The organism is Vibrio sp. 03-59-1 (assembly GCF_013114135.1).
Taxonomy (GTDB): Bacteria; Pseudomonadota; Gammaproteobacteria; order Enterobacterales; family Vibrionaceae; genus Vibrio; species Vibrio cortegadensis.
Window position 1 is genome coordinate 109,783 of sequence record NZ_VTYA01000002.1, and the last position, 26,735, is coordinate 136,517.

The following is a 26,735-nucleotide window of genomic DNA, read 5'->3' on the forward strand; positions in this document are numbered from 1 at the left end:
GTGCAAACTGGCTTATCGACCCGATAGATCCGTTTTAGATTACTCTGCTTCAGATAACTTCCCCGGCTCCTTTTACTGATTGGTCACTATTTTCGACAAGAATGGCTGTGGCCGTCTGTTTTAAGGTGTTCCACTCGCTGTCATCAACGAAAATACCCGTTTGCCATGCATTCTCTTGAGTTTGAGCCAGTTCATTGGAGTCAATGTGGATACTGTAATCCTTTGAAAGATAAGCCACATCGAAATCCTGAATGGAAAGCTCGATCGTCATATCGTGGAACTGCTCTTCAGAACCTTCAATAACGTCGGACAAAAATAACTCGGGCGTTACACAACCTCGATTAAGAATATACAGAGTGTGTTTCGGGCTAGTGCCATTGTTCCATTTTGCAGTACAAGCAATGCCTTTTGCGGCCAGTTTGACTAATTCACTATAAGCTAACCAGCGGTTATGGCAGTTTGTTAGCTCTATGGTCATCTTTTTAGAGCCAACCATTTGCTCAATCGCGTAATCAATAATCACGGGTAAGTGGCAAGCTAGGCTACAGTTATGCAGATCAACCTTAATGATACTTTCCGGGATGGTTTGAATATCCACCGGACAGTCTTTCTCCATCTTCATGTAATCGCTAGCGTTGTTGAAATGGCGAACGCCGTGTAACCCGACCATTTGTAAATCAGCAACCATGTTGGCGATAACGTCCGCTTCGCCGCATGTGCGACGCATACCTAGGAATGCTTTATTGACCGCCGCGACGAGTTCATTGTGAGAGACGATCATAAGCTTTTTCCTCCATGCTGTTGATCAGCAGACTGTGCGCTAGGGCTGGATAAATCGTCAGTCGCTATCTTTTCCTCTATTAGAGACTCATTCACGAGAGGCTCACTTGGGAGTAGCGGAAATATCCAGTTGTCTTGTTGAGTTTGATCGTGAATTTCATCCAGTAATGGCGCACCTTGGAAAAAGGTGACTCGTACCCATCGGTCTGATCTTGGATCAAACTTCGTCGCTCCGAAGACCGCTAATTTACAGCGTAGCAAATGCATTGGTAGGGACGACTGATGCAGGACGTTCATCTGAATATCACCCATCGCTTTATGGCCCATAGTCCACACCCTGCGTGAGATCGCTCGAAATTGAGGTTGTCGAACAAGAAACTCTGCTAAAGACAATTCAGGTGCGTGTTGCAGTAATGCATGATAAAGACGGTAAGCCTGACGACCAATATCTAATGGTAGTTCTCGCTCCTCACCTGGTTCTTGTCCACGAATTCCAAGCCTCGGCTCTTCTTTATCTTGAGAGCGATACCAAAACCAATAGTTATTTTCTGGCTGGGTAAAGTCAGTGGTAATTGCCCAGCGATAGTTCTTTTCTAATACCGCCAACAGATCCTGTATTTTCTTTCCATTCGGCAAAGATAAGGTTTCATTGCAGTTCATTAGATCTTGATAGTCATCGACGAGATCAGGGTAGATCTCCATCAAGCATGAAATGAGTACTTCTTGAGCTTCTAAGCTCATTTGTTGTGAGTGGTTAACGAGTTCGCTCCACGTTTGGTATTGAGCAATTAAAGCGTCGACTGAAGCATTGAAATGCGTTAAATCATCAACGGCGGTTGCATTTAATTTCTGCTGCGTTTCGTTGATGGTGATGACCTGTTTAAGGTGAAGGATCCCTTTTTGGATCAATGCTTGAAGCTCACTCGATTTGTTAGAATCCGTTTTGCTTTCAAGTACCGACGCGAGTGCTGTTTCTCGCGTAGTCATCCACTGATCGACAATGCTTGGGTGGTTAATCAAGTAGGGAGCCATGCCTAAGCCCGTGGCATTTCCGACCCCAAGATAGCGCTGCAAGCCTCTATGTAAGTTAACGGCTTGCTCGCCGCCTTGCTGTTTCGCAAGGTAATGAACCCAATCTAGACTGAATTCACGCAGAATATAGACCGCACACATTTGGGCGCTGAACGATTGATTAAAATCAGGGTTATTTTCTAAGATCTTGAAATCAGCAATACCAAACTTACCATTACCGTAAACTGCAGTGGTGCGTAAAATGTAACCGACTTCAGCCAACTCTTGTGAGGTGGGCTGTTCACCTTTCGCTAGGTGGCTGACAATGTGTTCAAATACTCGAACACTTTTGTTTGCTCGTGCTAACACAAGGACATTATTAGGATTTCGTCCCGCCTCTTGCAGTGGAACATTGGCTCTTAGTTGCTCTAATAAAGTGACATCCACTTCGCCATAGACTAGTGCAAAAGTCACATCCCATTTCTCTGCTATGACTCGGTCATTACGTTCTTCATCGGCAATTTCATCGCAGAAAACAACCAAGTGATAGACATGGTTTGGGGTCTCCAGTTTGTATACTACATGACCAAAACCTCGCGGGCAGAGTTGCCATTGGTGTTTGGTGACTTGCCATTGCTGTTTCGCCATTTTACGAATCATAGTTCTGACAAAACTGATTCGAGTTTGGTGCATAGCGCCTAGCCTTTCAGGTGCCATAACGATGTCTGCATTTCGCAGTTGTGCTTCAGTGTAGGTAGAACGATGTGCATCCATGTTGCTCACCACTTTTTAGTTATTAGATGTCAATTTATACGAGTGTTAGTCACAAGATTAGAGGTACTAATTTGTTCACTATTCAGCGTGTTTTCTATTGCTGTGAAGTTGAGTGCGAAGGCGAGTGAACCCGCCTTCGGTATTTCATCCCAACCTTCGCTTCTTCTTAGTTATAAGCCTTGCTCTTTTGCCATTTTGATAGCGATTTGCGGCGCATTCCAAAGTGAGGGCAATAAGATCAATGAGACTGGTACCGCGGTGATAACAATGAAGGATTGCAGTGCCGATATTCCGCCAGATCCTAAGGAGATCAATATCAGTGCAGTTACCCCCATCATTACGCCCCAAAAGGTTCGGATGATTGCGTTGGGCTCTGTTTCACCACTGATCACAACACTGATGGTGTAGGTCATTGAGTCACCTGTTGTCACAATGAAAATGGTGGTCAAAATCAAAAACAGAATGGAAATAAGCATTGGGAATGGGAGCTGCTGAGTCACCGCCAGTAGTGCGCCCGGTAAGTTAAACCCTTCAAATGCTTTACTCACACTCCCCGGTTCAGCAATTTCAAATGCTAAGCCAGAGCCACCCACAATCGTGAACCAGAAGCAGGTCACAAGTGGAGCAATGATGCTAATGGTCGTCACCAACTGGCGAATACTGCGACCACGGGAAATACGGGCAATGAAGATCGCCATCATCGGGCCATAACCTAGGAACCAACCCCAGAAGAAGACTGTCCACCAGCTCAACCAACCTTCGTTTCCACGGTAAGTCGCCATCGGAATGAAATTATCCACCATACTGCCAACGCCCTGGATATAGCCGTTAAAGATAAAGTTCGTCGGGCCAAAAATCAGAATGTAGATCATCAGAGCCATCGCAAGGATCACGTTGTAGCGACTTAGCATTTGCATGCCTCGGTTCAAACCACTCAGTGCTGATAAAGTGTATAAAACGATGGCGAAAAGAATGATGATCAGCTGAGTTGTGAATCCGTCAGGAATATCAAACAGTGCGTTTAATGCGTAGCTCACTTGCAAACCTAAGAACCCAATTGGACCAATGGTTCCTGCGGCTACCGCGACGATACAACATGCATCGATCAATGCGCCTGTTTGACCTTTTAGAGCTCGCTCACCGAGAACGGGATAAAGTAAAATGCGAGGTTTCAGCGGTAAGCCTTTGTCATAATGTAGGTGCATGACCACAATCGACGTTAAGCTGCCTACAATTGCCCAAGCGAGAAATCCCCAGTGCATGAAGGATTGCGACAGCGCGTTAACGGCACCTTGTTGTGCATCTTCTTGCGCGCCATAAAGTGGAGGAGGACTGACGTAATGCGCAATAGGCTCTGCGGCTGCCCAAAATACGCCACCGCCAGCAAGCAGGGTACAGAAGATGATTGCCATCCAGCGGAATGCGTCCATTTCTGGTTTCGCGATACCGCCCAGAACAACCTTGCCCGTTCGTCCTGCTGCCAAGCCAATGCCAATTAAAAAGGTTAGAAGTAGCAATATTTGCCAATATGGGCCAAAGACTTTCACTGACCACGCAAAGCCGGAATTCACCAGACTTGATAGTAACTCCCCATCAAATAAAGCGATGGCAACGAATAGGGCAATGAAACCGCCGCTGTACCAAAAGGCTGGGTTATTCAGGCCTAACTTATCTGATGTGGATTCATTACCCATACTTGATGTAGCTGATGCATTTGACTGGCTCTTTTTCCCTGCAGATAGCGAAGCATTAAGAGTCGCCGCTTCTAAGTTCGAAGTTTTCACGCTATTGGTTAAATCAGACATACTCTGACTCCAGAGGTTTCTTTGTCACCACCCTATAGTTGAGGGCGACAAGATGTGTGTTTACTTAACACCTGTCCTATTATTTTTGTGTGAGACAGGCTGTTCCATGTTTGGGTTACGGCTATGACGAAATAGGCTATTTCCCTTGTGACATAGGCTCTAGCCCATGCTTGAGGAAGTTAAACCAATTCTCACCCAGTACTTGTCCCGCCTCGGTTTCACTGAATCCGTGACGTATTAATCCGTTATAAATATTCTCCATTCCTGCGCTACCGCAGAACCAAGGTAGTGAGTCTGGCCAGCCTGAATTACTTGCTGAACCTTCTCCATAATCCATTGTTTTCGACCAACGCCCATTGCGCATCCACTCAAGTACTGCTTGTGGTTGGTTCAGGCATAAGTCGCTACCGATACCCAAATGTTCAACACCAACCATGTCGGCGGTTGTCGCGACCATTTGGCAAAAATCTTCTAAAGTACACTGGCTGCCATTTGGTAAATGGAATGGGTATAAACTGAAGCCAATAAGGCCGCCACGTGCTGTCAGTGCTTTAATTACGTCGTTTGATTTGTTACGCAGTGCTTCATGAGCAAAAGTAGGGTTGGCGTGGCTGATACAAATTGGGCGAGATGAGAGATCAATCGCCTCAAGAGTTGAACGTTGAGCACTGTGAGACATATCAACAATCATCCCAACTCGGTTCATCTCTTGTATAGCCTGTTTCCCAAAGCGAGTAATGCCAGTGTCATTCTGTTCGTAGCAACCCGTCGCTAATAAACTTTGGTTGTTGTAAGTGAGCTGCATGATTAACAACCCTTGCTTACGCATCACTTCGATGAGGCCAATTTCGTCTTCAATAGGAGAGCAGTTTTGCGCACCAAGAAAAACGCCAACTTTACCTTGCTGTTTTGCTGTTTCTACATCAGCCATTGAATGGATAGGCAGGATGAGATCGGAATTTTGCTCGAACATTAAGTTCCACTCAGCGAAGCGGGTGAGTGTTTCACGGGTATTTTCGTGATACACCATGGTGGCATGAACCGCAGTAATGCCACTGGCTTTTAGGGTTTGGAAGTACTCGCGATTCCAATTGCAGTACTGTAATCCGTCTATAACAATCCGTTGCTGGTACATAACCACTCCTCAATAAACAGTCTTAATTGCGTTGGGTGATGGTGGTATACCGAGATACCACCGAGCTATAGTTCCGCCGAGCTAGAATTTCACCGAGCCGTAATTAGTAAGGGCGTTGATAGGCGGTTTTCACCACGGTGTAGAACTCTTTTGCGTATTGGCCTTGTTCGCGAGGTCCAAAGCTTGATTCTTTACGTCCGCCAAATGGGACGTGATAATCCGTTCCTGCTGTCGGTAGGTTAACCATGACACAGCCGGTTTGAGCTTGTTGTTTGAACATAGCGCTACTGCGTAAGCTTTGAGTGATAATGCCGCCAGTTAAGCCGAATCGAGTATCGTTGGTGGTGGCAATAGCTTCGTCGAGATCTGATACGCGGATGACACTTGCCATTGGAGCGAAGACCTCTTCTTGGTTCACTTCCCAGCTATTTTTGGTATTCAGGAACAGCGTTGGAGACATGTAGTGTCCCTCATGCTCTAGATGTAAACGTTCGCCACCAAATGCGAGTTCTCCGCCGTTTTGACGTGCTTTTTCGATCCAACCGAAGTTTGCTTCTAACTGATTACCGTCAACAACTGGCCCCATGAAGACGCCATCTTCTAATGCGTGACCCACTTTTAATTCGCTCATGCGTTTGATGAGAGCTTCAACGTATTGATCGTGAATAGCATCCATTACCACTAGGCGAGAAGAAGCCGTACATTTTTGTCCTGCACCTGAAAATGAGCCTGCAATTGTTGCGTCGACAGCGGTTTGAATATCGGCATCATCGGCAATAACCAGCGCGTTCTTACTGCCCATTTCTAGCTGACAACGGACAAAGTTGGGTGCAGTTGCGGCGGCGACTTTACGGCCTGTGTCAACAGAGCCCGTGAAGCTGACACCATTAATTTCGGTTGAGTTGATGAGAGCATCTCCAACCTTAGAACCACTACCAAGCACAAGGTTGAACGTACCTGCTGGGATCCCTTGACGATGGATAATTTCAGTCAATGCGACTGCACTGGCAGGAGTTAAGTTGGCGGGTTTCCAAATAACGCTGTTACCAAAGGCGAGAGCAGGGGCGATCTTCCAAGCGGCAGTCGCAGTCGGGAAGTTCCAAGGAGAGATGATGGCAATGACGCCAACGGCTTCGCGAGTGACTTCAACTGAAACCCCTGGTCTTACTGAATCAGCACTGTCTCCGATTTGACGAAGCACTTCCGCAGCAAAGTATTGGAAGAATTGGCCTGCACGGTAAATCTCTCCACGACCCTCAGCAAACGGTTTTCCTTCTTCACGAGAAAGTAGGGTGCCAAGCTCATCACAACGGGCAATCAGTTCATCGCCAATCGCTTGTAGTACCGCTTGCTTACGTTCAATCGGTGTTTTTTCCCATTCAGGCTGTGCTTGTTTTGCGGCTGAAATCGCGTGTTGAACTTGCTCTTCACTTGCTTGAGCAAAATTGCCTAAGTTTTCTGAAATATCAGACGGGTTGATATTGGCAACGGTACTTATTCCTGATTGCCATTCTCCAGCGATGTATAAAGCGTTCTCAGTTGGCAGGTTCTGTATTTGAGTCATCATTCTGTCCTTGTAACGGTGAGGCTGTGTTTGAGTCCGACAGCCGAACAATAAATTTGGTGGTTATTTTGGTTGGGAAGCGGCGGCATAAACGACAAATTCAACCAGCATTTCTTCACGAGCTAACCCTGCAACGACAATCGCAGCGCGGTTTGGATAGGGGGCATTAAAATGCTCAGCATAAATACGATTAACGGTTTGAAGGTATTCACGATCAGTAACGTAAATCAGCACTTGCAGAACGGAATCTAAGGATTCGCCAGCGCATTTCATTGTGTGAATAAGGTTGTTAAAGGTTTGACGGGTTTGAGCTTCAATACCACCCTCAACTACCGCTCCTGTATCGTCGATAGGAATTTGTGCGGTATAAAGTGTACCGTTATTAACCACAGCCCATTCTAGTGGTGCTTTTGATGCAAAAAGAGAGGTCTTAACTGGGTGCTTTTTATTTTGAGTGCTCACGGTTTTATCCAACCTTGTAACAACTATGTTTCAATGTGGTTAAATATTGCCCGTTGACACTTGATAAATCTAACGGTAAATTTTGTGCATTTGATAAATAAAACTTATCACTTTGCTTGGAGTGAGGAATATAAAGGGCTGTAGGGAGATGGGCAGATGAGTATTAAGCTACAACAATTAAAACATTTTGCTTTAGTTGTCGAAGAAGGAGGGTTCCGCGCCGCTTCTAAACGTGCAAATCGATCTCAAGCAGCACTTTCGACCTCAATCAAAGAGCTTGAGAAAATTTTGGGGCAATCACTTTTTGAATCGGGCAATAAATCAACGTTGACGCCTTTTGGAGAAATATGCGTACCCAAAATCACCCAATTTTTGAATGTGTATAGCGCGTTAGATAATGATTTACGTGCCGCCGCAGCAGGGCAACAAGGGCGGGTTAGGATCGCCAGCGTGCCTTCGGTCGCAGCGAAACTGATTCCGAGTGTGCTTGGGGCTTTTTGTGAAAAGTATCCTAATGTGGAGGTGAGCCTTGTCGACGATAATGCGGCTGGAGTAGAAGCAAGGTTATTGTCAGGAGAGGTTGATGTCGCACTCGGCAATAGCTCTCATTTAGATGATGGTGCGATTGATTTCACACCTTTGATATCCGATCCCATTGGGGTGGTGTGTTTGAGAGATAACCCTATCGCTGCTCAAAGTGATGGAATTGAATGGCATACATTGTTGAAACAGCCGTTCATCCGCAATGGTACGTGCACGCTTCTTGACCCTACACCAGCTCGGGCGTTAAGTGAGCAAGCACTCTATTCCGTAGAAAATATTACCTCTCTGTTCTCTGTATTAGAGCTTGGAATTGGAGTAACGACCTTACCTAAATTGGCATTCCCTACCAATGAAACAAGGTTAGTGTGGATCCCATTAATCGATCCGCCACTGAAACGTCAAATTGGAATATTTCGGTTAGCGGATCGAACCATCTCCCCTCAGGCTCAAGCTTTTCATGACCTATGCCTGCAATATTTAAATTATACGGATGATGCTGAACTTAATTAGCTTTGAATCGGAGACAGTTTGGTTAATCAGCCTCCTGAAATGAAAAATCAGCCAATGCGATGAACACTGGCTGATTTTTTACTTATATCTTAATGATTGCTGGCGATTAGTGACCTGAGAATAAGCCTTTAAGAGATGGCTCATTAGTTTTACTCAGCATTAAACTGACCGCTAATCCTCCAGCACCGAGTGCGTAGTAAACCACTAAGTTAACGATTCCTGCCTCCGTGAAACCGCTAAAAGGATTTGGCGAGAGCGCTTTCAAAGGAATAGACAGAACAGCATTGAAAAACTCACTGATTCCATGAAAACCAAACAGATAAACCGATAGCCATTTGAGGGCATAACCACCTACGACCATGACTAGGACAGGGGAGCCGACAACTTGTGAAATCATTAGGGTTATGCAAGCTAAAGGTAGAAGCGCTAATGCAACAACGACCATTCTGGCTAAGAAACCTAACCAATTAAACAACACATAAAATACGGATTCTTGGTTTATAAGAAGCGAGAGTTGTTGATTACTGACTTGGTTGATAACCCACAGTGATAGATCTGCCGCAAGCACGAGTGTTGAACAGATAACGGGGATGACCAATAGTCCAAATACGAGCTTAACGATATGGGTGGTTAAGTGCGAAACGGGCATGCTACGCCAGAACATGGAGCTACCTTCTTGGCGCTCTTTTCTCAGCGTTTTAGGTAGGTACAAAGACGACAATACAAGAGAGACTAGCCCAGCAGCAGAAGCGATGAAGAGGTTTATATTTGAAGCAAAACCTTGGTGAATGTCACTGATGTCGCCACTAACTTGCATTTCGTAGAATAAGTTGCCTTGGATGTTAGTGTTCATTAATAAGCTGATAAAAATCAGAAAACCACATGCCAAAATAAACAGAGGAACGCGCGTGATCATCTTATGCTCAATCAGCTCTTTTTCGATCATATAAAAACTTGAATGCATTACGCTTCCTCCCTTTGCAGAGCAATAAATAAATCCGCTAAATTGGCAGTATGAATATCGCCTAAATTAGCCACTTGGGTTTTGTATTCTGCTTTCAGTAGCCATTTCATTGAACCTAATCCGGCTTGGCTCGAAAGTGGTTTCAGTTTGCGAATATCATCATTGTGGATGTTGCTTGCGTCGAGAATGAAGTAGTTCTCACCGACATTTTCCATACTATCTTGCAGCACGGCTTTCCCATTTTTTAGGATCAAAACATCGGTAAGCAGATGTTCTATTTCAGAAACTTCATGACTCGCGATGATCAGTGTGCGTTCTCCATCGTGAAACCATTCAAGCAAATGACGGTAAAAAGTATCGCGGTAGAGAAGGTCAAGGCCAAGAGTCGGTTCATCGAGAATGAGCACTTTGGTGTCGGTTGCAATCACAACAGCGAGATGCAGTTGAACTTTCATCCCTTTTGATAGGCTTTTGATTTTGCTAGAGGGTTTGATCTCTGTTTTGGCTAATGTTGCTTTGGCTTTTTTAATATCAAAGCTTGGATGCACGCCTGATGTATATTTCAGTAGCTGTGCCACACTCATCCAGTCTGGCAGTACATTCACATCAGAAATATAGGCAAGGTGCTCCATAAGCTTTGCGTGTTGATCAATGGGATGGCAACCATTAACAGAGATCTCACCTTGGTAACGGTGAGCGCCAAGCAGTGCATTAATTAATGTCGATTTTCCTGCGCCATTGTGACCGAGTAGGCCTAATACTTGTCCTGCATGCAGTTCAAAGCTTACATCGTGCAGTGCATTGTTGCTGCTCTTAGAAGCATTGCTTTTAGATACAGGGTTCTTGGAAATATAGCTATTAGAAACATAGCTTTTAGAAACGTGCTGTACACTTACTAAAGGATTCATTTTTCACCTGTCATGTGCTGTTTTAGCTGTTGTACGAATTCATCTAAGGGCATATCAATTTGTTTTAACGTTGCCGCAATCGTCGGGATCTGTTGTTCAAAAAAATCTGATTTTTGTCTCTCTTTTAAAGTCTTTAATGCCCCCAAAGCGACAAACATCCCTTGCCCACGTCTTTTTTCGACCAACCCTTCATCGACAAGGAGTTGATAGCCTTTCATTACGGTTAAGTGATTAATTTTCAGATCGGCCGCTACGGTTCTTACTGATGGAAGCGGTTGTTCCTCTAACCAAATACCTTGCAGAATTTGTTCAGTAATCCTTTCACTTAACTGACGAAAGATTGGCTGATTATCATGCCAGTCCGTCATTTCTTACCTCTGCGTAATCGCGTGATTAACTTGGTTGGTGTTATATATAGGTATAACACTATACTTGTAACGCTTAATTGCAAGCTATTTTTTTAAGAAAGATAGTTAGTCAACGCTGTGGTGTAGGCGAGATGATAACTTGATCAGTTTTTAGAGTAGTAAGAAGCAGAACCCTAAAGCTTGAGGCTTCTGCTTTTATTGTCTGGAATATTGCGATTCAGTGGTTAGTAGTTAGTAGTTAGCCGAAGGTTGTTGGTCGCGGCAGAGCCCATAGATGGCGTGATCAACAATGCGACCATTGAGGTTTTCATTGCGACTGATGATTCCTTCTAACTTAAAGTCAAGACGTTCGCACAGAGCTCGGCTCGGTTTGTTTCCTTCGGCAGCGGAAATCTCGATTTTTTGCATATCAAGTTCATCGAAAGCGATACTAACTAGCTTTTTGACCACTCGACTCATGATTCCCTTGCCTTGCTCATCTTGAGACAACCAGTAACCAATGGTCACTTTTTGTAAGTCATGGTCAATACTATTAAAGCTGGTGTTTCCGACTAACCGATCCTGATACCAAACCGCGCAAGTCATGGACTTTCCTTCAGCGTAATCGTGGAGAGAGCGTTGAATGAAAATACGAAAGTCTTGTTCACTCTGGCAGTGAGGAGGCCAAGCGAGCCACTGAGATAAATACTCTTTCTGGCTGCAAGCAATATCAGAATAGTGTGAAGCGAAGGATTCTTGTACGAGTGCTAATTCTAATTCATCATCAATTTTTAGGCTAAACATGGCTTCCCTTAACTATTCATTATTGAATAATTCAAGCTAACAGGAAGCCAGTTATTTTTCTACTATCTTGATAAAATTTAAATTAAACAGACAGTTGATGGCATTTTACTGAGTGCTAACTTTACTTCTTATTGATGAAATCTTTAAAGCGGGCTTGGGTGTCAGCATCAGCTTTGCTGTACCAAAAATGCAGCATTTCTTCAGCAGTACTGTCAATTTGTGGTTGCTCCGCTTGTGTTACAACGACTGGTTTTGTCGCGGTGTCTGTCTTTGCTTTTGGAAGCGTCACGACAGTGGTGATAACACCGATAGAAGCAATACCTCCGGCACGGTTATAATCCTCTGATTCACGAACATAGTTACGACCAAGTTGCATGCCGTCTTTTTTCAGCTTGTCGGTTTTAATTGAAATGGTTTCGCCTTTCTCGTCGATCAACGACCACTCCATGTTTCCGATTTCACGTTCTGCTTCACGTTCAGTTCGGTATTTTGGAAGGACAAAGTCTAATTTTGTATTCGCTTCATCAAAAGTGACGATATAAACATCGCTGCTCACACTATTGCGTTCATTCCCTTTGTCAAAATAGGGCTCAAAGCGGAAAACGATCTGGTTTTGTCCATCTTCTAAAGTTGCACTGGTCACCGAAGAGAAGAAACTTCCTGAGGTTTGTGGCTTTTCCATATTGACGGCTAAGAGAGTGACGTCAGAAGGAAGATTTAAGGTTACGTCGGCTAGTGCAAAATGGCTAGTGGCGATAAGAAGTGCAGCTGAGATAGGCTTAAGAATGTTCATATCCAATATTATTCCGTTTCAATAACTTATGATCGCTCTCAGCCTGCCTCGTAAAATGAGTGAATGCAATGATCAGGCTTGGAAATTGCCGCGAATAAGTGAAAAATTTACACAAGGCTGACCAAGAGAGCCTGACTAAGAATTAAACACCACCCGTAACACGCTGAAACTCGCAATGACCACCAATAAACCAATAGTGACGGGTTTGAACTTTGCTGCGCCATATTTATCAAATAATTTCGTTCCAACGGCTCCGCCAAACATGCTACTTGGTAATAGAGCAAGGGTAAGAATGACGGTATTCCAATCGACTAAGCCAGCGACACTCGCAGAGATAAAAGCAGTCGAATCAGCTAGCACAAAGAAAGCGATTAAACAGGCTCTTGCCACGATAGGTGAGAATGGACTGGCTAATGCGTGAGTGCCAATTGGTGGGCCAGACATGGAAGCCGCACCATTCATGATTCCGGCTAAACTGCCTAAAATGAGAGGAGCAACTCGACTCTTTTTCGAGTATTGAAAACCGCGCTGGATCATGAAAGCAGAAGCAAAAATGAAACCGCTGATGATTAGGATGATGGTTTGCTGATCAACCGAAGTGAGCAGCAATAGCCCTACCGGAGTAAACACAAGGCAAGGAATAAAAACGTGTGCGACCCAAGACCAATCCACCGACCTTCTGACTTTCGGAAGCAGTTGAATATTACCTAGGCAGTCGATAAGCATAAATACCGGAACCAGTTTTATGACAGGCACAAACAGAGCACTCAAGGGCAGAGCGATAAGCGTGAAACCGAAGCCAGAGAAGCCGCGGACAATCGCCGCAAAGATAAAAACAAGGATTAAAGCAAAAAAAGTGGGACTGAGAATAAGATCCATAAGTGAGCTCTAAAATAGCCTCTATAACAGAGAGCAAATAGTGGTTGAGATGAAGCTGGATTGTGCGACGAGTTGCAACTATTCACAAGTTAAGTTGTTGTCAGTTTTACTTTTATATCGATACTCGTCGCTATAAACATTGCCCTTTTTAGAAAAATTGTTATTATCGCGGCTTACATAGTCGGGGGGCCATTAGGCTGAGATCGCAATTGCGAGACCCGTTGAACCTGATTCAGTTAACACTGGCGTAGGGAACTATAGTCTTGCTAATGATGAATCGATCCCAACATTCGTCTGTTTTTTAGCCAGAGAGTTCCTTGCATTAGTCTTGGAGCTTTTATGTCACATTCTCATATATCATCACATTCCTCTTCCCAAATATTACCTGATTCTACCACTCCGATTGTGTTGACTATTGCAGGCTCTGATAGCGGCGGTGGCGCGGGAATTCAAGCTGATATTAAAGCGATGTCGGCCACAGGCAGCTATTCCTGTTCGGTAATAACGGCCATTACTTCTCAAAATACACTCGGCGTTTCGGCCATTTTTCCCATTCCAATTGATCATATTGAAACTCAGTTAGATGCGGTTTTCACCGATTTAAATGTTGTCGCCGTTAAAGTCGGGATGCTGGCTGATTCTGAAATCATTAAAACCGTTGCCGCAAAGATTAAGCAGTATCGACCACAATTTGTCGTGGTTGACCCTGTAATGGTCGCGACCAGCGGAGACTTGCTGTTAGAGAACTCAGCGATCAGTACGCTAAAAGCAGAACTGCTTCCACTGGCTGATGTGATCACTCCAAACCTTCCTGAAGGTGCCGCTCTGATTGGTAGTTCTATTCCAACCAATGAAAATGCAATGAACTTGATGATTGCTGATCTACGACAGTTGGGTGCGAACTCAGTGCTGCTCAAAGGTGGCCATCTAGAGAGTGATGAGAATAGTAATGATTTGCTGATCTTTTCCGATCGCGTTGAGCGTTTGAGTGCAAAAAGAGTAGATACCCATAATACTCATGGCACGGGATGTACTTTATCATCGGCAATCGCCTCATATTTAGCACAAGGTAATGATCTACTCAGTGCGGTTAAGTTGGCTAAGCAATATATATCTTTAGCCATCGCTCATGCCGATGAGTTGGATATTGGTCAAGGACATGGTCCAGTTCACCACTTCTTTGATGGTCATAATGATGTCCGTTAATATGCAGGACGCGCCAGCTCAAGCATCGCTTAATCGCTCGGTTCTCAGTGTTGAACTTGGGGAGTGGTTAGACATTATATCGGGCTATTTACGTTACCAAGATAGTGAACAGCCGATAATCTCTCGGCTGAATATGCGTATGCCAATAAAACAGTGGACGTGTATTTTAGGGCGCAGTGGTTGTGGGAAAAGTTCTTTACTTCGCTACCTTGCGGGGCTGTTAGAAGGTAAAGCTGAGTGGCGTGGTGAGCTTAAACTCTGCGGTAAGGATAAAGCCTCTCAAGCTATCGCAATTGATGGTCATATTGCGTATATGGCTCAGCAAGATCTGCTGATGCCTTGGCTGTCGGTATTAGATAATGTGCTGCTGAGTGATAAATTTGGATCTTCAGCCTTTGAACATCAGCAAGCTAAAGCTCTAGATCTACTGAACCGAGTGGGATTAGCAGGCAAGGCTCAACTTCTGCCTCAGCAGCTATCGGGTGGTATGCGCCAGAGAGTTGCTTTAGCTCGAACTTTAATGCAAGACAAACCGATTGTGTTAATGGATGAACCTTTCTCGGCGTTGGATGCCGTCACTCGTTATCGATTGCAAAATCTTGCATATGAGCTGCTCTCCGATAAAACAGTGGTATTGATCACTCATGATCCACAAGAAGCGATTCGATTAGCGCATCAGTTATACATTATTCAAGGTACTCCTGCTTTTGCGCAATCATTGAACATTGCCGATATTTTGTCTGTTCCTGACTCTGAAATGCCAAGAAAGTTTGATTCCAATTGTGCTCAGTTACAGCAGTGCATTATCGATCAGTTGGAGAGTGATTATGAATAGTTCGGCTCAACTAAGATTGGTATCCAGACGTCTTCTTGATAACCGTCACCTTCCTCATCAGCTGTTGCGAATGCTGTTTTCTGGGCTGGTTATCGTTGGGCTTTGGCAAGCGATAGTGGTGATTTTTGAGACCCCTCCTTTTATTCTGCCAGCCCCGTTAGATGTTTTTAATAGCTTAATTCAACGCTCTGACGTATTGGCTAAACATACCTTCGTTACAGCTCAAGAGATCATTTTAGGCCTGCTTTTAGGGCTTTCTATGGGGTTGTTATTTGCGTTACAGATGTTGTTATTTAAACCAGTAAAACGTTGGTTACTCCCAATTCTCATTGCTAGCCAAGCCATTCCAGTATTCGCGATTGCTCCCGTTCTTATGCTGTGGCTTGGCTATGGCATTGCATCAAAAATCGTCATGGCGGCGTTGATCATTTTTTTCCCTGTGACGACATGCTGCTATGACGGATTACGTAACACTCCTGTTGGCTATCTTGATTTGGCTAAAACCATGGGCGCAACCAAATGGCAAATGCTACGCCATATTCAATTGCCTGCTTCGCTGCCTACTTTAGGTTCCGGCATTCGAGTAGCTGTGGTGATTGCCCCGATTGGCGCGGTTGCGGGAGAGTGGGTGGGATCAAGTGAAGGTTTGGGTTATCTGATGTTACAGACCAATGCTCGGATGATGATAGATGACATGTTTGCTGCACTGTTTGTGCTTTCAGCGTTGTCTGTCTCACTCTATTTCTGTGCCGATTTCATTTTGAAGAAACTGATCCCGTGGGAAGTGTGATCCCCATTATGTGCGATTCAAGGAGCGTGCATCATCGGAATATGAGCCGATAGAACAGCGGTTTTGAAAACTTATTACAACAAAAAAAAGAATGAGCTAAGCCGCTCATGAATAGATTACTAATATGGAAATACAAGAAGGAAAAACAGTGAAAAAGAAAACGATTATGAGTGCTATTGCGCTTGCGACCACATTGCTTTCTGTGAACGTTCAAGCTGACGAGAGCGTTGAAGTTAAGCCGCTGGCATTGATGCTTGATTGGTTTGTGAACCCAAACCACGGGCCGATTGTGATTGCGAAAGAGCGAGGATATTTTGCACAGCAAGGCTTAAAAGTCGAGATACAGGAGCCTGCTGACCCAAGTACACCACCTAAGCTCGTTGCGGCTAATAAAGTGGATTTAGCTATTTCATATCAGCCTAATTTAACCATTGATGTCGCGGCGGGCTTGCCACTTATTCGCGCTTCAACCTTGATTGCCACGCCATTGAATACGCTGATGGTGCTCGACAATAACAAGATTGATGATATGTCTGATCTTAAAGGGAAGAAGATAGGAATCGCGATTGCGGGTAATGAAGAGGCGACGATTGGCACCATGCTGCAAACCAGTGGTGTGAACTATAAAGATGTAGAGATCATCAACGTTGGGTGGGCATTGTCTTCGTCATTAGCCGCAGGAAAAGTGGATGCGATTTGGGGCGGTTTACGCAACTTTGAAACCAATCAGTTGGCATTAGAGGGTTATCAATCGAAAGCGTTTTTCCCCGAAGAACATGGTGTGCCGACTTATGATGAATTGGTATTTGTCGCGAATGCAAACACTTACGATAAAGAAGTAATAAAAGCATTCAATAAAGCCTTAGAGCAAGCCACGGTTTATATCGTCAATCATCCTCAAGAGTCTTGGAAGCAGTTCGTCGCTTATGCGCCAGACACGCTCAATAATGAACTGAATAAGCGCGCGTGGAACGATACGTTAAACCGTTTTGCGCTGCGACCATCCGCTGTTGATTTGAAGCGTTACGACGATTATGCGCAGTTTATGTATTCGCAAAATATCATCCAATCTCTGCCTAAAGCGAAAGATTACGTACCCACTTTTGAGTAATCCCATTTTTTGTTCGCAATCAATCATCATTAAAAATAGTGAGAAATCTCGATGAATCATCAAGATCTAATCAAGGCATGCCAAGAGGATTGGGACGCTTATACCAAGCATTCGTTTGTTCAACAGTTAGGACGTGGTTCCTTACATGCAGACTGTTACCTGCATTATCTAAAGCAAGATTTTCTATTTTTGAAGCAGTACGCTCGTGCATACGCATTGGCGATTTATAAGGCTCGAACTTTAGCGGATATGCGCAAAGCTCTGCCTAGTGTTCATGCGCTGCTTGATTCAGAAATTGCTCACCATGTCAGTTATTGCGCTAATTGGGGATTGACGGAAACGGATTTAGAAGCGGAACCGGAAGATGTTGCAACTGTGGCTTATACCCGCTACGTACTCGATGCAGGAATGTCGGGTGATATTGTCGATCTTTATGCGGCTTTGGCACCGTGCTCACTCGGTTATGCACTCATTGGTCGACAATTGATGGCTAGTGAGAAAACGGTATTAGAAGGTAACCCTTATGCCAGTTGGATAGAGCTTTATAGCGGAGATGAATTTCAACAAGGTGTCGCTAAAGGTGCATCGCATATTGATGAGTTACTGGCTGATATTGATATTAACAGCGAGCGTGGACGTCGTTTAATCGATGTATTTAAAACCGCCACACGGATGGAAATTGCTTTTTGGCAACAAGGCTTAGACGCGAAAATATCTGAGCAGGCACAAGACAAAACCGCTGAGGTTAACCTATGAATGCAGAACAAATTGTAAAGGCGCTTGATGCATTGCGTGAGCATAAACCGCTAGTGCTGAACATTACCAATTACGTGGTGATGAATAATACGGCTAATGCACTTTTGGCTATTGGAGCTTCGCCTATTATGGCTCATTCACGCCAAGAGATGACAGAGATGATGTCGTTCTCTGGGGCGTTAGTTATTAATATCGGTACGTTAGACAGCGTTTGGATTGAACGAATGTTATTTGCTGTTGAGCAAGCTAATACATACCAAAAAGTGGTGGTGCTTGATCCAGTTGGCTGTGGCGCGAGTGGGTTACGCACAGAGGTTTCTCGTCAAATAGCAAAAAAGGCTAAGAAGTTGATCATTCGTGGTAATGCTTCTGAAATCATCGCGTTGGCGGGTGAAGAGGGACAAAGTAAAGGTGTCGATGCGCTAGACAGCAGTGATGCGGCATTAGGGGCGGCGCATTATCTCGTTGAAACCTACCAGTGCAGTGTTGTGGTTTCTGGTGCGACAGATTATATCATCACTCCAAAAGGTCAAACGCAACTAAATAATGGCGACGCAATGATGCCGTATGTGACGGGAATGGGATGCACGCTAACCGCGCTGACTGGCGCTTTTGCTGCTGTTGGGGATGAGTCTGGCGTCGCGGCCGCTGCGATATTAGGTGTTGCAGGAGAAATAGCCGCAGAGCAGTCGAAAGGCCCGGGAAGTTTACAGGTTAATTTGCTCGATAATTTGTATCAGATGGATGGCGCAACACTGATTGAGCGCTTGAAAATCTCTTAATCTGAACATTCAGCGATGATAAAAGTCAGTATCAAGCGATTCTGGCTTTGTTCATTGAGTTTAAAATAAGTGGAAGCTGACCTTAAAAACAAGGCGAAATAACAATGAATCCCTACCGTTTATATTTAGTCACCGATGATCAACAAGATATCGACACATTGAAGCATGTCGTTGAACAGGCGGTTGCTGGTGGCGTAACCATGATTCAAGTGCGTGAAAAGCATGGAGATATACAGTCATTTATTCAACGGGCTCAAGCAGTAAAAACTGTGCTCGAAGGAACCAATGTCCCTCTTATTATTAATGACCGGGTTGATGTGGCACTTGCTGTGGATGCTGATGGGGTTCACCTCGGGCAATCTGATATGCCCGTTAAGATCGCAAGGCAACTAATAGGAAAGGATAAGATACTAGGGCTGTCGGTTGAAAATGAGCAGCAGTTACAAGAGTCACAATCATTACCCATTGATTACATTGGTTTAAGTGCTATTTTTTCCACACCGACCAAAACCAATATCAATAAAGAGTGGGGAATTAGTGGATTAGCTCAGGCCGTGAGCAAAAGTGCATTACCGATTGTTGCGATTGGTGGGCTTAATTCAGACAACCTTGATGCGGTCGTGGCGACCAAGGTTGCCGGTATCGCGCTAGTTTCTGCTATTTGTCATGCTGACTCTCCCAAACAATCTGCTCAAGAGTTATTAGCACAAATTGGAATCTAGCCTAAGCGAGCAAGATTGTGTTTTTCAGGTCAATATTACTGCAATTGTGAGCTCATAACTTGCAACTCATCGGATCAGGCATTATTACTTGAATACAGGAAAACATAATAAGGTGAATTTGGAATGAACGCGCAAGCACAGATTGATAATGTACAGGTGAGTGATGGTTCGCTAGAGGTGTCTTCGCTTGAGCGTCACTTTTCTGATCTTACTCAAGCTTATCAAGGCAATTGCTACCCAGATAAGCAGGTGAGAATCGAAACACTACAGCAACTAAAGGCTAATGTGCTAAAAAGCCGTCCCGCGTTGATAGAGGCTTTATCTGAGGATTATGGTTTCCGTAGCTCCTTTGATTCTATGGTGTGCGATCTTATGCCTGCCATTCAACATATCAATTACACCATTAAGAAATTACCAAAGTGGATGAAACCTTCTCGTCGTCATGCTGGATTACTACTTACTCCATCAACAGTAAGTGTTCACTATCAGCCATTGGGTGTAGTTGGCGTTATTGTTCCGTGGAATTTCCCAATTGTGTTAAGTATTGCGCCTATAGTTACAGCGTTAGCGGCGGGCAACCGAGTGATGGTGAAATTAAGTGAATTCACACCTTCAACCAATCAAGTGTTGCGTTCAATCTTTAAATCTTTTCCTGACCAAGTGGTTTTGATTGAAGGGGATGGCGCTATTGCCGCTGAATTCAGTCGTTTGCCGTTCAACCATTTGCTGTTCACGGGCTCGACAGCGGTTGGGAGATTAGTGGCAAAAGCCGCTGCAGAGCACTTAACGCCGATTACTTTAGAGTTAGGTGGGAAATCGCCAACTATTATCGGTGAAGATGCTGATTTAAAAAGTGCCGTTGATGCGATTATGTTTGGTAAATCGAGTAATGCAGGTCAGATTTGTGTCGCCCCTGATTATGTCTTTGTGCCTGATGGAAAGCAGAATGAGTTTATTGAGATCTACAAACAACGTTTCTTAAAGGCGTTTAAAGAGAAAAAAGGGCGCAGAGAGATAACGAACATTATCAATCAAGCACAATTTGCACGATTGAACTCCTACCTTGAAGATGCAAAAAACAGGGGCGCGACGATCACGACGATTGAAGGTGAATTGAGTGAAGCTCGTCAGATGTGGCCGCACTTTGTTACTGATGTCGATGATTCAATGCTACTGATGCAAGACGAAATTTTTGGACCAATATTGCCAATTATGACCTATAAAAATGTGGATGAGTGCATTATATACATTAATCGTCATCAGCGGCCCCTTGCTCTGTATCTAATGAGCAGCGATAAGGAGCTTCAAAGCCGAGTGCTGAATAGTACGCACAGTGGTGGGGTAGCGATAAACGATGCCATTTTGCAAGTTGCGGCAGACGATGCACCATTTGGTGGTATCGGTGAGTCCGGTATTGGGAGTTACCACGGAATTGAAGGCTTCCATGCATTTTCAAATGCAAAAACAGTACTGAAAACGCCAGCTTGGTTACCGAGAAGCCACTGGATGCTGACTCAGAAAAAGTTATTGTCTAAATTAATTAAGACTCTGTTTTTGCGATAATAAGGTTCGACTTTGGTGACAGGTGATTAAGGACTTGTCAGAGATAGGCGGTAGTCAAAGCAATCTAATACTTGGTCTTGAACTAAAGTAAATTCTTCTTTGATCCCCGCTTTCACAAAGCCGTTTTTTTCCAGCACGCGCTGTGAGGCAAGGTTTTCCACGGATGCAAAAGCAGCCAACTGTTTAAGTTGAAGGTGATTTTTTGCATGTTCAATGAGTAAACGAGTCGCTTGACTGGCCATGCCTTGATGACAAAAATTCTGCCCGATTCGATAACCTATTGCCCCACGCTTAGTGACGTGTTCGATAAAGTGAATATTCGCTCGTCCACAAATCTTTCCATGTTGGTCAATGATCAATGTGGGATACATCAAGTTCTGCTCATATTGGGATAAGCAGTGTCTTATATGCTCTTCAAGTCCCCTTCGCGTATAAAACTCGTCCCCTCTCGAATCAATAAATTGCTCAAACCAGTCTCTGTTGTCTAACTCAAATTCTAATAAACTTTTAACATCGTGTTTGTCCAGAAGGCGGAGGGCAATTTGTGAGTGATTTTGGCTCATAATGGTTCTAACTCTGAATGATAATTGGTTGTGCCCTGAGCTACTTAATGGCTCAGGGCTATTTAATGGCTCAGGGCGTCCATTTATTCTAGCTTATTAGTGAGTTATGTCTTGCTCTAAACCAAAAGGTAAGCGTTTAAATACTTGAGGTTGTTTGAGGAAGGTCGGCGCTTCATTGGTTTTTTGCCAATCGAGCAACATAATGGCGAGAACATTACGGTGCTCACCATAACTCAGGTCAAAATCTCCCGTTACCGATGGAATCATACCTTTCTCCTTATCGATTGAAGCTTGAATGGCTTTGCGGGTTTTATACACCACTGGATCATTTTCTAATCCCGCAAGTAAGAATGTGATCCCCACTTCGGCTATGACATCTTCTTTCGCGCGTAACAAAATAGTGTCGATGTGCGCTCGGAAATAGTCGTATATCCATTGGTGGTCTTGTTCATTTACTTGGTGCTGGTAATACTCTGAGTCACCGAAAATAATATGAGTCATGCCGTACAGTTTATTGCCATATTGCTGTTTTGATAATTTTTTATCATTGGCATCAGGGTAGGCTTTCTTAAAGGAATCCGTGAATGCTTCAACGACATCTTGTTCGCCAAGTTGACGTAGCCAATAGACTTGGTTCGCCAGTTGAGCAGCCCACGCTTTAATCATCTCTTCATTGGTCGCATAGTGGTTGAAATCATATCGACGAATGACTTGGCGCAGTTTTTTATCGTCGCGGTGCTGTAAACCATATTCATTTGCCCGAGCCATTGAACCTAATAGGTCGACCCCTAAATACAGATATTCAGGCATATGCTTGGTTGCGGTATAACGGCGCATGCTGCGCTCATCATCATCCCCTACGTATCCAGAAAGACGTTTTTCTGAATATAGGATGATCTGTTCAGGCGTATGTACTTCCGTTGAAAAATGATTGAGCCGGCTTGCAACACGTGCCAGGTCGCTCCATATTGCCGCAGAATATTTATCATCTAAGGTTTGACGGAACATACGTAAACCGTAGTGCCCTTCTTTGAAGGCTGGAAGTGTAAAAAGCTCTGGTTCGTAGGTGTCTCGAATGATTTGGGCAGACTGTTCAAACTCAATATCGGTAATACGTGATGATTCAGCTGCGCTGCTATAGGCACTAAAAAAAGTAGAAGTACTGAGTAAAATACAGAGTGTGATTTTTGAAAGTGTCATTTGATGAGTCCTGCCATTACGGGAGGCTAACTATATCAGTTCATTGATGAATATATGTAAAAACTAGGTCAAGGATAGGTGAGGTTTATATATTCGCAGCAGCACCAAGAGGGTGCTTCTCCAAAATGAAGAAGCTCTCTAATTTTCCACTATTTTCGCACGGGTTTACTGCCGAGTGCGCTGAGCACCACCATGATTAGTAGAGGCAAGGCGTTCGAAATACCAATGATCATCTCTTTAGTGGCTTCATTTTGATAGGCCGCAGTTATTCTACCTACATCCAAATTCTGAGCTGCTAAAGTGGTCATTGTCGGCATCATCGGAAAGAGAAAAAAAATAGCGTTGATGGTTAAAAATGCCATACAGCCGTATTGAACTTTTAGCCACAGTGGCTTGATTACATAGTTTTTTGATTCCACAAGGGTTGCTGTAATCTTCATCAATAATCCGGGAAGAATCAAAATATAGGCACTTTTCTCTTTATAAAGCGCCGTATAATAGATGGCATGTAAATTGTTGTGATCTAAAACATTTGCGATGACGATATGGGATAAGATGCCACCAACATACATAATGATCCCAACAAGAAATATGAGTTCAACGACTTTGTGCTTGTTTACCTGCATGATCCACTCCTTACCAGCGTGATCGGTAGCTACGATGACAGCTATTGCATGTGTCTTGTGCTTGTTCTAATCCGTTTTTTGCAGCGCTGATATCTTGCCTCTTGCTGGCTTGATATAAGTCTTTGAATCCTTGATCCATTTCCATCATGAGCTGATTAAACTTTTCAGGTTTTTCCCAAATAGCTTTTTTTGCTTTGCTGTTTTCACTGCTGCCTTCAGGAAAGAGAGCCCGTAGTTGAGTGCTATGGCGGGTTAACTCTTCACTTATGGTTACCACTTCAGTCCAATCAGGCTTGTCTTTGTCTAATTCTTCTTCAAGTTGCTCTGCTTTGTTTTCAATGGAAGAAAAAGAGTGCTGTCTCGTATCAATAATATCTTGGCTACTTTGAGTGCTTGCAAAAGCAGGTAGAGCGACAAGTAATGCAATTGTTAGCATTTTCATATGTATTCCTATTATGGTTTTTCGTTGATGACCTCTGTCGATGAAGGTAATTTACACAACAATAGTTGCATGCGCAACTATTGTTGTGTAAATTGTTTGTATTGAATTAGAGCAATAAAAATACGTGCTCTAGAAAATTGATGTACTTTGCAATGTTCTGCACAAGCAGAGAGGAGATGAAATGAAAATCTGGGATCTACCGACACGTTTTTATCATTGGCTTCAAGCGTTACTTTTTATTGGACTAGTGGCGAGTGGGAACAGTGGAGAAGGGCCACACCTTGTTTTAGGGTTAGCTCTTTTTACGCTTGTTATCTGGCGAGTTTTGTGGGGTGTTGTGGGAAGCGAAACGAGCCAATTTAAAGCTTTTGTGGCTTCTCCAAAGCGTGTTGTCAGCTATTTGATGGGGCGAGAAAAAGCGCAACCTGGTCATAACCCCGCAGGATCATGGATGGTGGTGGTACTAATAGTGAGTTTGTTGATGCAGTGTTCAACGGGTATTGTTATATCAGGCTTGTTAGATAGCATGCCATTCGCAGAAACCTTACTCACAGACTCCGCTTATGATGCCAGTATGGCAATTCATAGTCTTTTTGCGAAAGTACTTCAAGCCCTCGTTGCTGTTCACCTGCTAGCCATTCTCGTTTATAAGCTGCGTTCAAAACCGCTAGTGTGGGCGATGGTGAGCGGTAAGCAAAAAAATACGCTAGATAACCCTAATACCGTATTAGCTTTTTCATCAAATAAGCGCGCATTATTAATGCTACTTGCAGCCGGATTAGTTACCATGACAATAGTTGTGTCGTCATTGGTATGAAAATATGGAAACGAAATTTGATCGCCAGAGTAGTTTTGGCTGGATGATTAATGTCATCGCGAACCAAGCCGCGAAAAAATTTGAAGTAGAGCTTAAAAAGCACGGGCTAACCGTCGCATTGTGGCCAACCATGATGTGTTTGTGGGAAGAAGAAGGGATCACGCAAAGAGATATTGCGGTGAAATCCAAAGTAGAGAACTCAACCACAACCAGAACGTTAGATAAGCTTGAAAAGCTTGGGCTGGTGGAAAGACAAGCCGATCCAAATAGTCGGCGTTCATTCCGGATCTATTTAACGGAAAAAGGACGGGCAATGGAAAAAGACTTGCTCGTATTGCCTGCACAAGTCAATAGAGAGCTACTGAGTTCATTAGACACCGATGAGCAAGTCGATATGATTCGTTTACTGCAAAAAATGGTCGCTGCTGTTTAGTCATATAGCCAGCTGATAAATGGTTGAGAGAGCGAGTGCTTTCTTATGTTTAGTGATGTTTTATTAAATTAAGGGTAAGTGAGAAAATCTGAGTTATTTGAGAAATGAACTGTGTAAGTTCTAGACAATTAGGTTACTCTATCTTTAGTGTCTATTCTATTAATAAGAATTATAATAAATTACTGATGGAGAGTGTCATTGATGCGTTACCTTTTTGGTAAGCAATGGTCTGTAAATTTGCTGCTTGCCGTTTTTGTTATTGTAGCCATTATGCTGCTTGAGTTGCTAAATCAGAATCAAATGATGTTTCTCGATAAGCAATATCAAAGTAGTGCAAAAGAAGAGCTATCAAAAGTCCGATCAAACTTAGAAGCTGCTATTGTCGCGGATATTTATGTATCTAATAGCCTTTCTACGCTTGTGAGTATCCATTCTGATACCGCTTTTGATAACTGGGAAAAGGTTGCTGCAAAAATCATTAAAGAGTCAAAGCATGTCACTATTATTGCGTTAGCTAGAAATGACATCATTAATTTTGTTTATCCGCTTCAAGGTAATGAAAAAGTTATAGATCTGAATTATCGACGGATTCCCGCTCAATATGCGTCGATCGTGAAAGCTCGAGAGATAGAACAGATATTTATTGCTGGTCCTGTTAACTTGGTTCAAGGTGGACGAGGATTGATCGCTCGTGTCCCCATTTTTACCGACCCTCCTAATAATAAAGAGTATTGGGGGGTGTGCAGTGCAGTCATTGATCTCGACTCTCTATTTCAAGAAGTTGGCATCGAAGCGTTTGAGCTAAAATATAGGCTTGGGATTAGGGGGCTCGATAGCTCAGGTTCTCAAGGTGAGATTTTTTATGGCGATCAAACAGTCTTCGATGATGCGTTTGCGACTGAAAAAGTTAATTTCCCTTATGGTAGTTGGGAAGTTGCGGTAGCAAGAGCACCTTGGTCAGCTGAGCGTGAAAATTGGTTCAGAATACATAGCGTCCGATTGATCGGGTACCCGATCATCATCATTCTAGCCTTCGCCTTTATTACCATTTATCGACTCTATGTTTCAGCACAGAATCGTTCTTTGCATGACGAACTGACGAAACTGCCTAATCGACGGTACTTTATGTATATCCTCGAGGATCAGTTTAATTCTGCTAAGAAAACGGAAAACCACGAGCGGTTTGCTCTGCTCAATCTTGATCTTGATAAGTTCAAAGAGATTAATGATACCTATGGTCATGTCGCTGGTGACAAAGTGCTGGTTGCTTGTGCTGAACGAGTACGCAATGTATTAAGAAGCTCTGATCTCACGGCGAGAATTGGTGGCGATGAGTTTTTAGTATTGCTTCCTAGAGTTATGAGCGCTTCAGATGTGAGACGAATTGAAGTCACGGTCCAAAAATCACTGAGTTCAACCCCGATCATTTATGAAGGGGCGTTGATTTACATTAAAGTTAGCATTGGTTCCGTTTTATATTCTGATGAATTTTCCACAATGGATGAGATGCTGAAATTCGCTGATGATAGAATGTATGACCAAAAACAGGGTTTGCTCGGCGGTTAAATCACGATATTACTTTCATTTCCATGGTAAAAGCCTCAGAATAG

Annotated in this window: 28 protein-coding genes and 1 riboswitch; of the genes, 12 read left to right on the forward strand and 16 right to left on the reverse strand. The window is 43.7% G+C overall.

The features are described 5' to 3' along the window. Nucleotides 1–49: 49 nt before the first annotated feature. The 6 genes from F0249_RS02340 to F0249_RS02365 all read right to left on the reverse strand — a co-directional run bounded on the left by F0249_RS02340 (nucleotide 50) and on the right by F0249_RS02365 (nucleotide 7,531). The gene (locus F0249_RS02340) at nucleotides 50–781 is read right to left on the reverse strand and encodes a DUF3726 domain-containing protein (protein ID WP_171755733.1); all 732 of its coding nucleotides are present in this window, start codon (nucleotides 779–781) and stop codon (nucleotides 50–52) included. Beyond that, nucleotides 778–2,565, reverse strand: a complete 1,788-nt coding sequence (locus tag F0249_RS02345) for a hypothetical protein (RefSeq protein ID WP_216599502.1) — start codon at nucleotides 2,563–2,565, stop codon at nucleotides 778–780. Before F0249_RS02345 ends, F0249_RS02340 begins: the two co-directional genes overlap by 4 nt. 170 nt (nucleotides 2,566–2,735) lie before the next feature. Continuing rightward, nucleotides 2,736–4,370 carry a BCCT family transporter gene (locus F0249_RS02350; RefSeq protein ID WP_113800071.1) on the reverse strand — a complete coding sequence of 545 codons (1,635 nt, stop codon included), beginning with the start codon at nucleotides 4,368–4,370 and terminating at the stop codon, nucleotides 2,736–2,738. A gap of 136 nt (nucleotides 4,371–4,506) precedes the next feature. Continuing rightward, complete coding sequence (locus F0249_RS02355) at nucleotides 4,507–5,505, reverse strand: membrane dipeptidase (RefSeq protein WP_171755735.1); 999 nt, start codon at nucleotides 5,503–5,505, stop codon at nucleotides 4,507–4,509. Nucleotides 5,506–5,608: 103 nt separating this feature from the next. Beyond that, nucleotides 5,609–7,069: an aldehyde dehydrogenase family protein gene (locus F0249_RS02360; RefSeq protein WP_171755904.1), complete on the reverse strand. Its 1,461-nt coding sequence runs from the start codon at nucleotides 7,067–7,069 to the stop codon at nucleotides 5,609–5,611. A 63-nt stretch (nucleotides 7,070–7,132) separates the two neighbouring features. Continuing rightward, nucleotides 7,133–7,531: a Rid family hydrolase gene (locus F0249_RS02365; RefSeq protein WP_171755736.1), complete on the reverse strand. Its 399-nt coding sequence runs from the start codon at nucleotides 7,529–7,531 to the stop codon at nucleotides 7,133–7,135. A gap of 156 nt (nucleotides 7,532–7,687) precedes the next feature. Between F0249_RS02365 and F0249_RS02370 the strand changes: the two genes are divergently transcribed. Then, nucleotides 7,688–8,584, forward strand: coding sequence for a LysR family transcriptional regulator (locus F0249_RS02370; protein ID WP_171755737.1), 897 nt, complete (start codon nucleotides 7,688–7,690; stop codon nucleotides 8,582–8,584). Between the two features lie 106 nt (nucleotides 8,585–8,690). On the opposite strand, the gene F0249_RS02375 is transcribed toward F0249_RS02370, so the two are convergent. The 6 genes from F0249_RS02375 to F0249_RS02400 all read right to left on the reverse strand — a co-directional run bounded on the left by F0249_RS02375 (nucleotide 8,691) and on the right by F0249_RS02400 (nucleotide 13,279). Further along, nucleotides 8,691–9,548: a hypothetical protein gene (locus F0249_RS02375; protein ID WP_171755738.1), complete on the reverse strand. Its 858-nt coding sequence runs from the start codon at nucleotides 9,546–9,548 to the stop codon at nucleotides 8,691–8,693. Further along, nucleotides 9,548–10,456 carry an ABC transporter ATP-binding protein gene (locus F0249_RS02380; RefSeq protein ID WP_171755739.1) on the reverse strand — a complete coding sequence of 303 codons (909 nt, stop codon included), beginning with the start codon at nucleotides 10,454–10,456 and terminating at the stop codon, nucleotides 9,548–9,550. Before F0249_RS02380 ends, F0249_RS02375 begins: the two co-directional genes overlap by 1 nt. Further along, nucleotides 10,453–10,824 (reverse strand): GntR family transcriptional regulator, encoded by a 372-nt coding sequence (locus F0249_RS02385; protein ID WP_017054466.1) that lies wholly within the window; start codon nucleotides 10,822–10,824, stop codon nucleotides 10,453–10,455. Before F0249_RS02385 ends, F0249_RS02380 begins: the two co-directional genes overlap by 4 nt. 231 nt (nucleotides 10,825–11,055) lie before the next feature. Further along, on the reverse strand, nucleotides 11,056–11,607 hold the full coding sequence (locus tag F0249_RS02390; protein ID WP_171755740.1) for a GNAT family N-acetyltransferase: 552 nt from the start codon (nucleotides 11,605–11,607) through the stop codon (nucleotides 11,056–11,058). Between the two features lie 121 nt (nucleotides 11,608–11,728). Further along, entirely contained in the window at nucleotides 11,729–12,400 is a 672-nt protein-coding gene (locus F0249_RS02395; RefSeq protein ID WP_171755741.1) for a DUF2057 family protein, read from the reverse strand. A 135-nt stretch (nucleotides 12,401–12,535) separates the two neighbouring features. After that, nucleotides 12,536–13,279 (reverse strand): sulfite exporter TauE/SafE family protein, encoded by a 744-nt coding sequence (locus F0249_RS02400; protein ID WP_113800088.1) that lies wholly within the window; start codon nucleotides 13,277–13,279, stop codon nucleotides 12,536–12,538. Nucleotides 13,280–13,451: 172 nt separating this feature from the next. Next, nucleotides 13,452–13,550, forward strand: a riboswitch (TPP riboswitch). A gap of 68 nt (nucleotides 13,551–13,618) precedes the next feature. On the opposite strand from F0249_RS02400, the gene thiD reads away from it, so the two are divergent. From thiD to F0249_RS02440, 8 genes are all read left to right on the forward strand, one after another. Beyond that, on the forward strand, nucleotides 13,619–14,485 hold the full coding sequence (thiD, locus tag F0249_RS02405) for a bifunctional hydroxymethylpyrimidine kinase/phosphomethylpyrimidine kinase (protein ID WP_171755742.1): 867 nt from the start codon (nucleotides 13,619–13,621) through the stop codon (nucleotides 14,483–14,485). Next, nucleotides 14,472–15,320: an ABC transporter ATP-binding protein gene (locus tag F0249_RS02410; RefSeq protein WP_216599504.1), complete on the forward strand. Its 849-nt coding sequence runs from the start codon at nucleotides 14,472–14,474 to the stop codon at nucleotides 15,318–15,320. The genes thiD and F0249_RS02410 overlap by 14 nt, the downstream gene beginning before the upstream one ends. After that, a complete protein-coding gene (locus F0249_RS02415) occupies nucleotides 15,313–16,110 on the forward strand; it encodes an ABC transporter permease (protein ID WP_171755743.1) in 798 nt (265 codons plus the stop codon). Before F0249_RS02410 ends, F0249_RS02415 begins: the two co-directional genes overlap by 8 nt. A gap of 148 nt (nucleotides 16,111–16,258) precedes the next feature. Further along, nucleotides 16,259–17,221 (forward strand): ABC transporter substrate-binding protein, encoded by a 963-nt coding sequence (locus F0249_RS02420; RefSeq protein ID WP_171755744.1) that lies wholly within the window; start codon nucleotides 16,259–16,261, stop codon nucleotides 17,219–17,221. Between the two features lie 51 nt (nucleotides 17,222–17,272). Further along, complete coding sequence (gene tenA / locus F0249_RS02425; RefSeq protein WP_171755745.1) at nucleotides 17,273–17,977, forward strand: thiaminase II; 705 nt, start codon at nucleotides 17,273–17,275, stop codon at nucleotides 17,975–17,977. Beyond that, nucleotides 17,974–18,759, forward strand: a complete 786-nt coding sequence (gene thiM / locus F0249_RS02430; protein ID WP_171755746.1) for a hydroxyethylthiazole kinase — start codon at nucleotides 17,974–17,976, stop codon at nucleotides 18,757–18,759. The genes tenA and thiM overlap by 4 nt, the downstream gene beginning before the upstream one ends. Nucleotides 18,760–18,863: 104 nt before the next feature. After that, nucleotides 18,864–19,481 carry a thiamine phosphate synthase gene (gene thiE, locus F0249_RS02435; protein ID WP_171755747.1) on the forward strand — a complete coding sequence of 206 codons (618 nt, stop codon included), beginning with the start codon at nucleotides 18,864–18,866 and terminating at the stop codon, nucleotides 19,479–19,481. 123 nt (nucleotides 19,482–19,604) lie between these two features. After that, the gene (locus F0249_RS02440) at nucleotides 19,605–21,044 is read left to right on the forward strand and encodes a coniferyl aldehyde dehydrogenase (RefSeq protein ID WP_171755748.1); all 1,440 of its coding nucleotides are present in this window, start codon (nucleotides 19,605–19,607) and stop codon (nucleotides 21,042–21,044) included. A gap of 26 nt (nucleotides 21,045–21,070) precedes the next feature. On the opposite strand, the gene F0249_RS02445 is transcribed toward F0249_RS02440, so the two are convergent. From F0249_RS02445 to F0249_RS02460, 4 genes are all read right to left on the reverse strand, one after another. Then, the gene (locus F0249_RS02445) at nucleotides 21,071–21,607 is read right to left on the reverse strand and encodes a GNAT family N-acetyltransferase (protein WP_171755749.1); all 537 of its coding nucleotides are present in this window, start codon (nucleotides 21,605–21,607) and stop codon (nucleotides 21,071–21,073) included. 96 nt (nucleotides 21,608–21,703) lie between these two features. Continuing rightward, on the reverse strand, nucleotides 21,704–22,807 hold the full coding sequence (locus F0249_RS02450) for a DUF3541 domain-containing protein (protein WP_171755750.1): 1,104 nt from the start codon (nucleotides 22,805–22,807) through the stop codon (nucleotides 21,704–21,706). A gap of 149 nt (nucleotides 22,808–22,956) precedes the next feature. Beyond that, nucleotides 22,957–23,433 carry an enoyl-CoA hydratase gene (locus F0249_RS02455; protein WP_171755751.1) on the reverse strand — a complete coding sequence of 159 codons (477 nt, stop codon included), beginning with the start codon at nucleotides 23,431–23,433 and terminating at the stop codon, nucleotides 22,957–22,959. A 10-nt stretch (nucleotides 23,434–23,443) separates the two neighbouring features. Next, entirely contained in the window at nucleotides 23,444–23,875 is a 432-nt protein-coding gene (locus F0249_RS02460; RefSeq protein WP_171755752.1) for a cytochrome c, read from the reverse strand. 181 nt (nucleotides 23,876–24,056) lie between these two features. On the opposite strand from F0249_RS02460, the gene F0249_RS02465 reads away from it, so the two are divergent. The 3 genes from F0249_RS02465 to F0249_RS02475 all read left to right on the forward strand — a co-directional run bounded on the left by F0249_RS02465 (nucleotide 24,057) and on the right by F0249_RS02475 (nucleotide 26,691). Beyond that, nucleotides 24,057–24,692 (forward strand): cytochrome b/b6 domain-containing protein, encoded by a 636-nt coding sequence (locus F0249_RS02465; protein ID WP_171755753.1) that lies wholly within the window; start codon nucleotides 24,057–24,059, stop codon nucleotides 24,690–24,692. Nucleotides 24,693–24,696: 4 nt separating this feature from the next. Next, a complete protein-coding gene (locus tag F0249_RS02470) occupies nucleotides 24,697–25,125 on the forward strand; it encodes a MarR family winged helix-turn-helix transcriptional regulator (protein WP_113800112.1) in 429 nt (142 codons plus the stop codon). A 201-nt stretch (nucleotides 25,126–25,326) separates the two neighbouring features. Further along, nucleotides 25,327–26,691 (forward strand): diguanylate cyclase, encoded by a 1,365-nt coding sequence (locus F0249_RS02475; protein ID WP_171755754.1) that lies wholly within the window; start codon nucleotides 25,327–25,329, stop codon nucleotides 26,689–26,691. Nucleotides 26,692–26,735 lie beyond the last annotated feature (44 nt).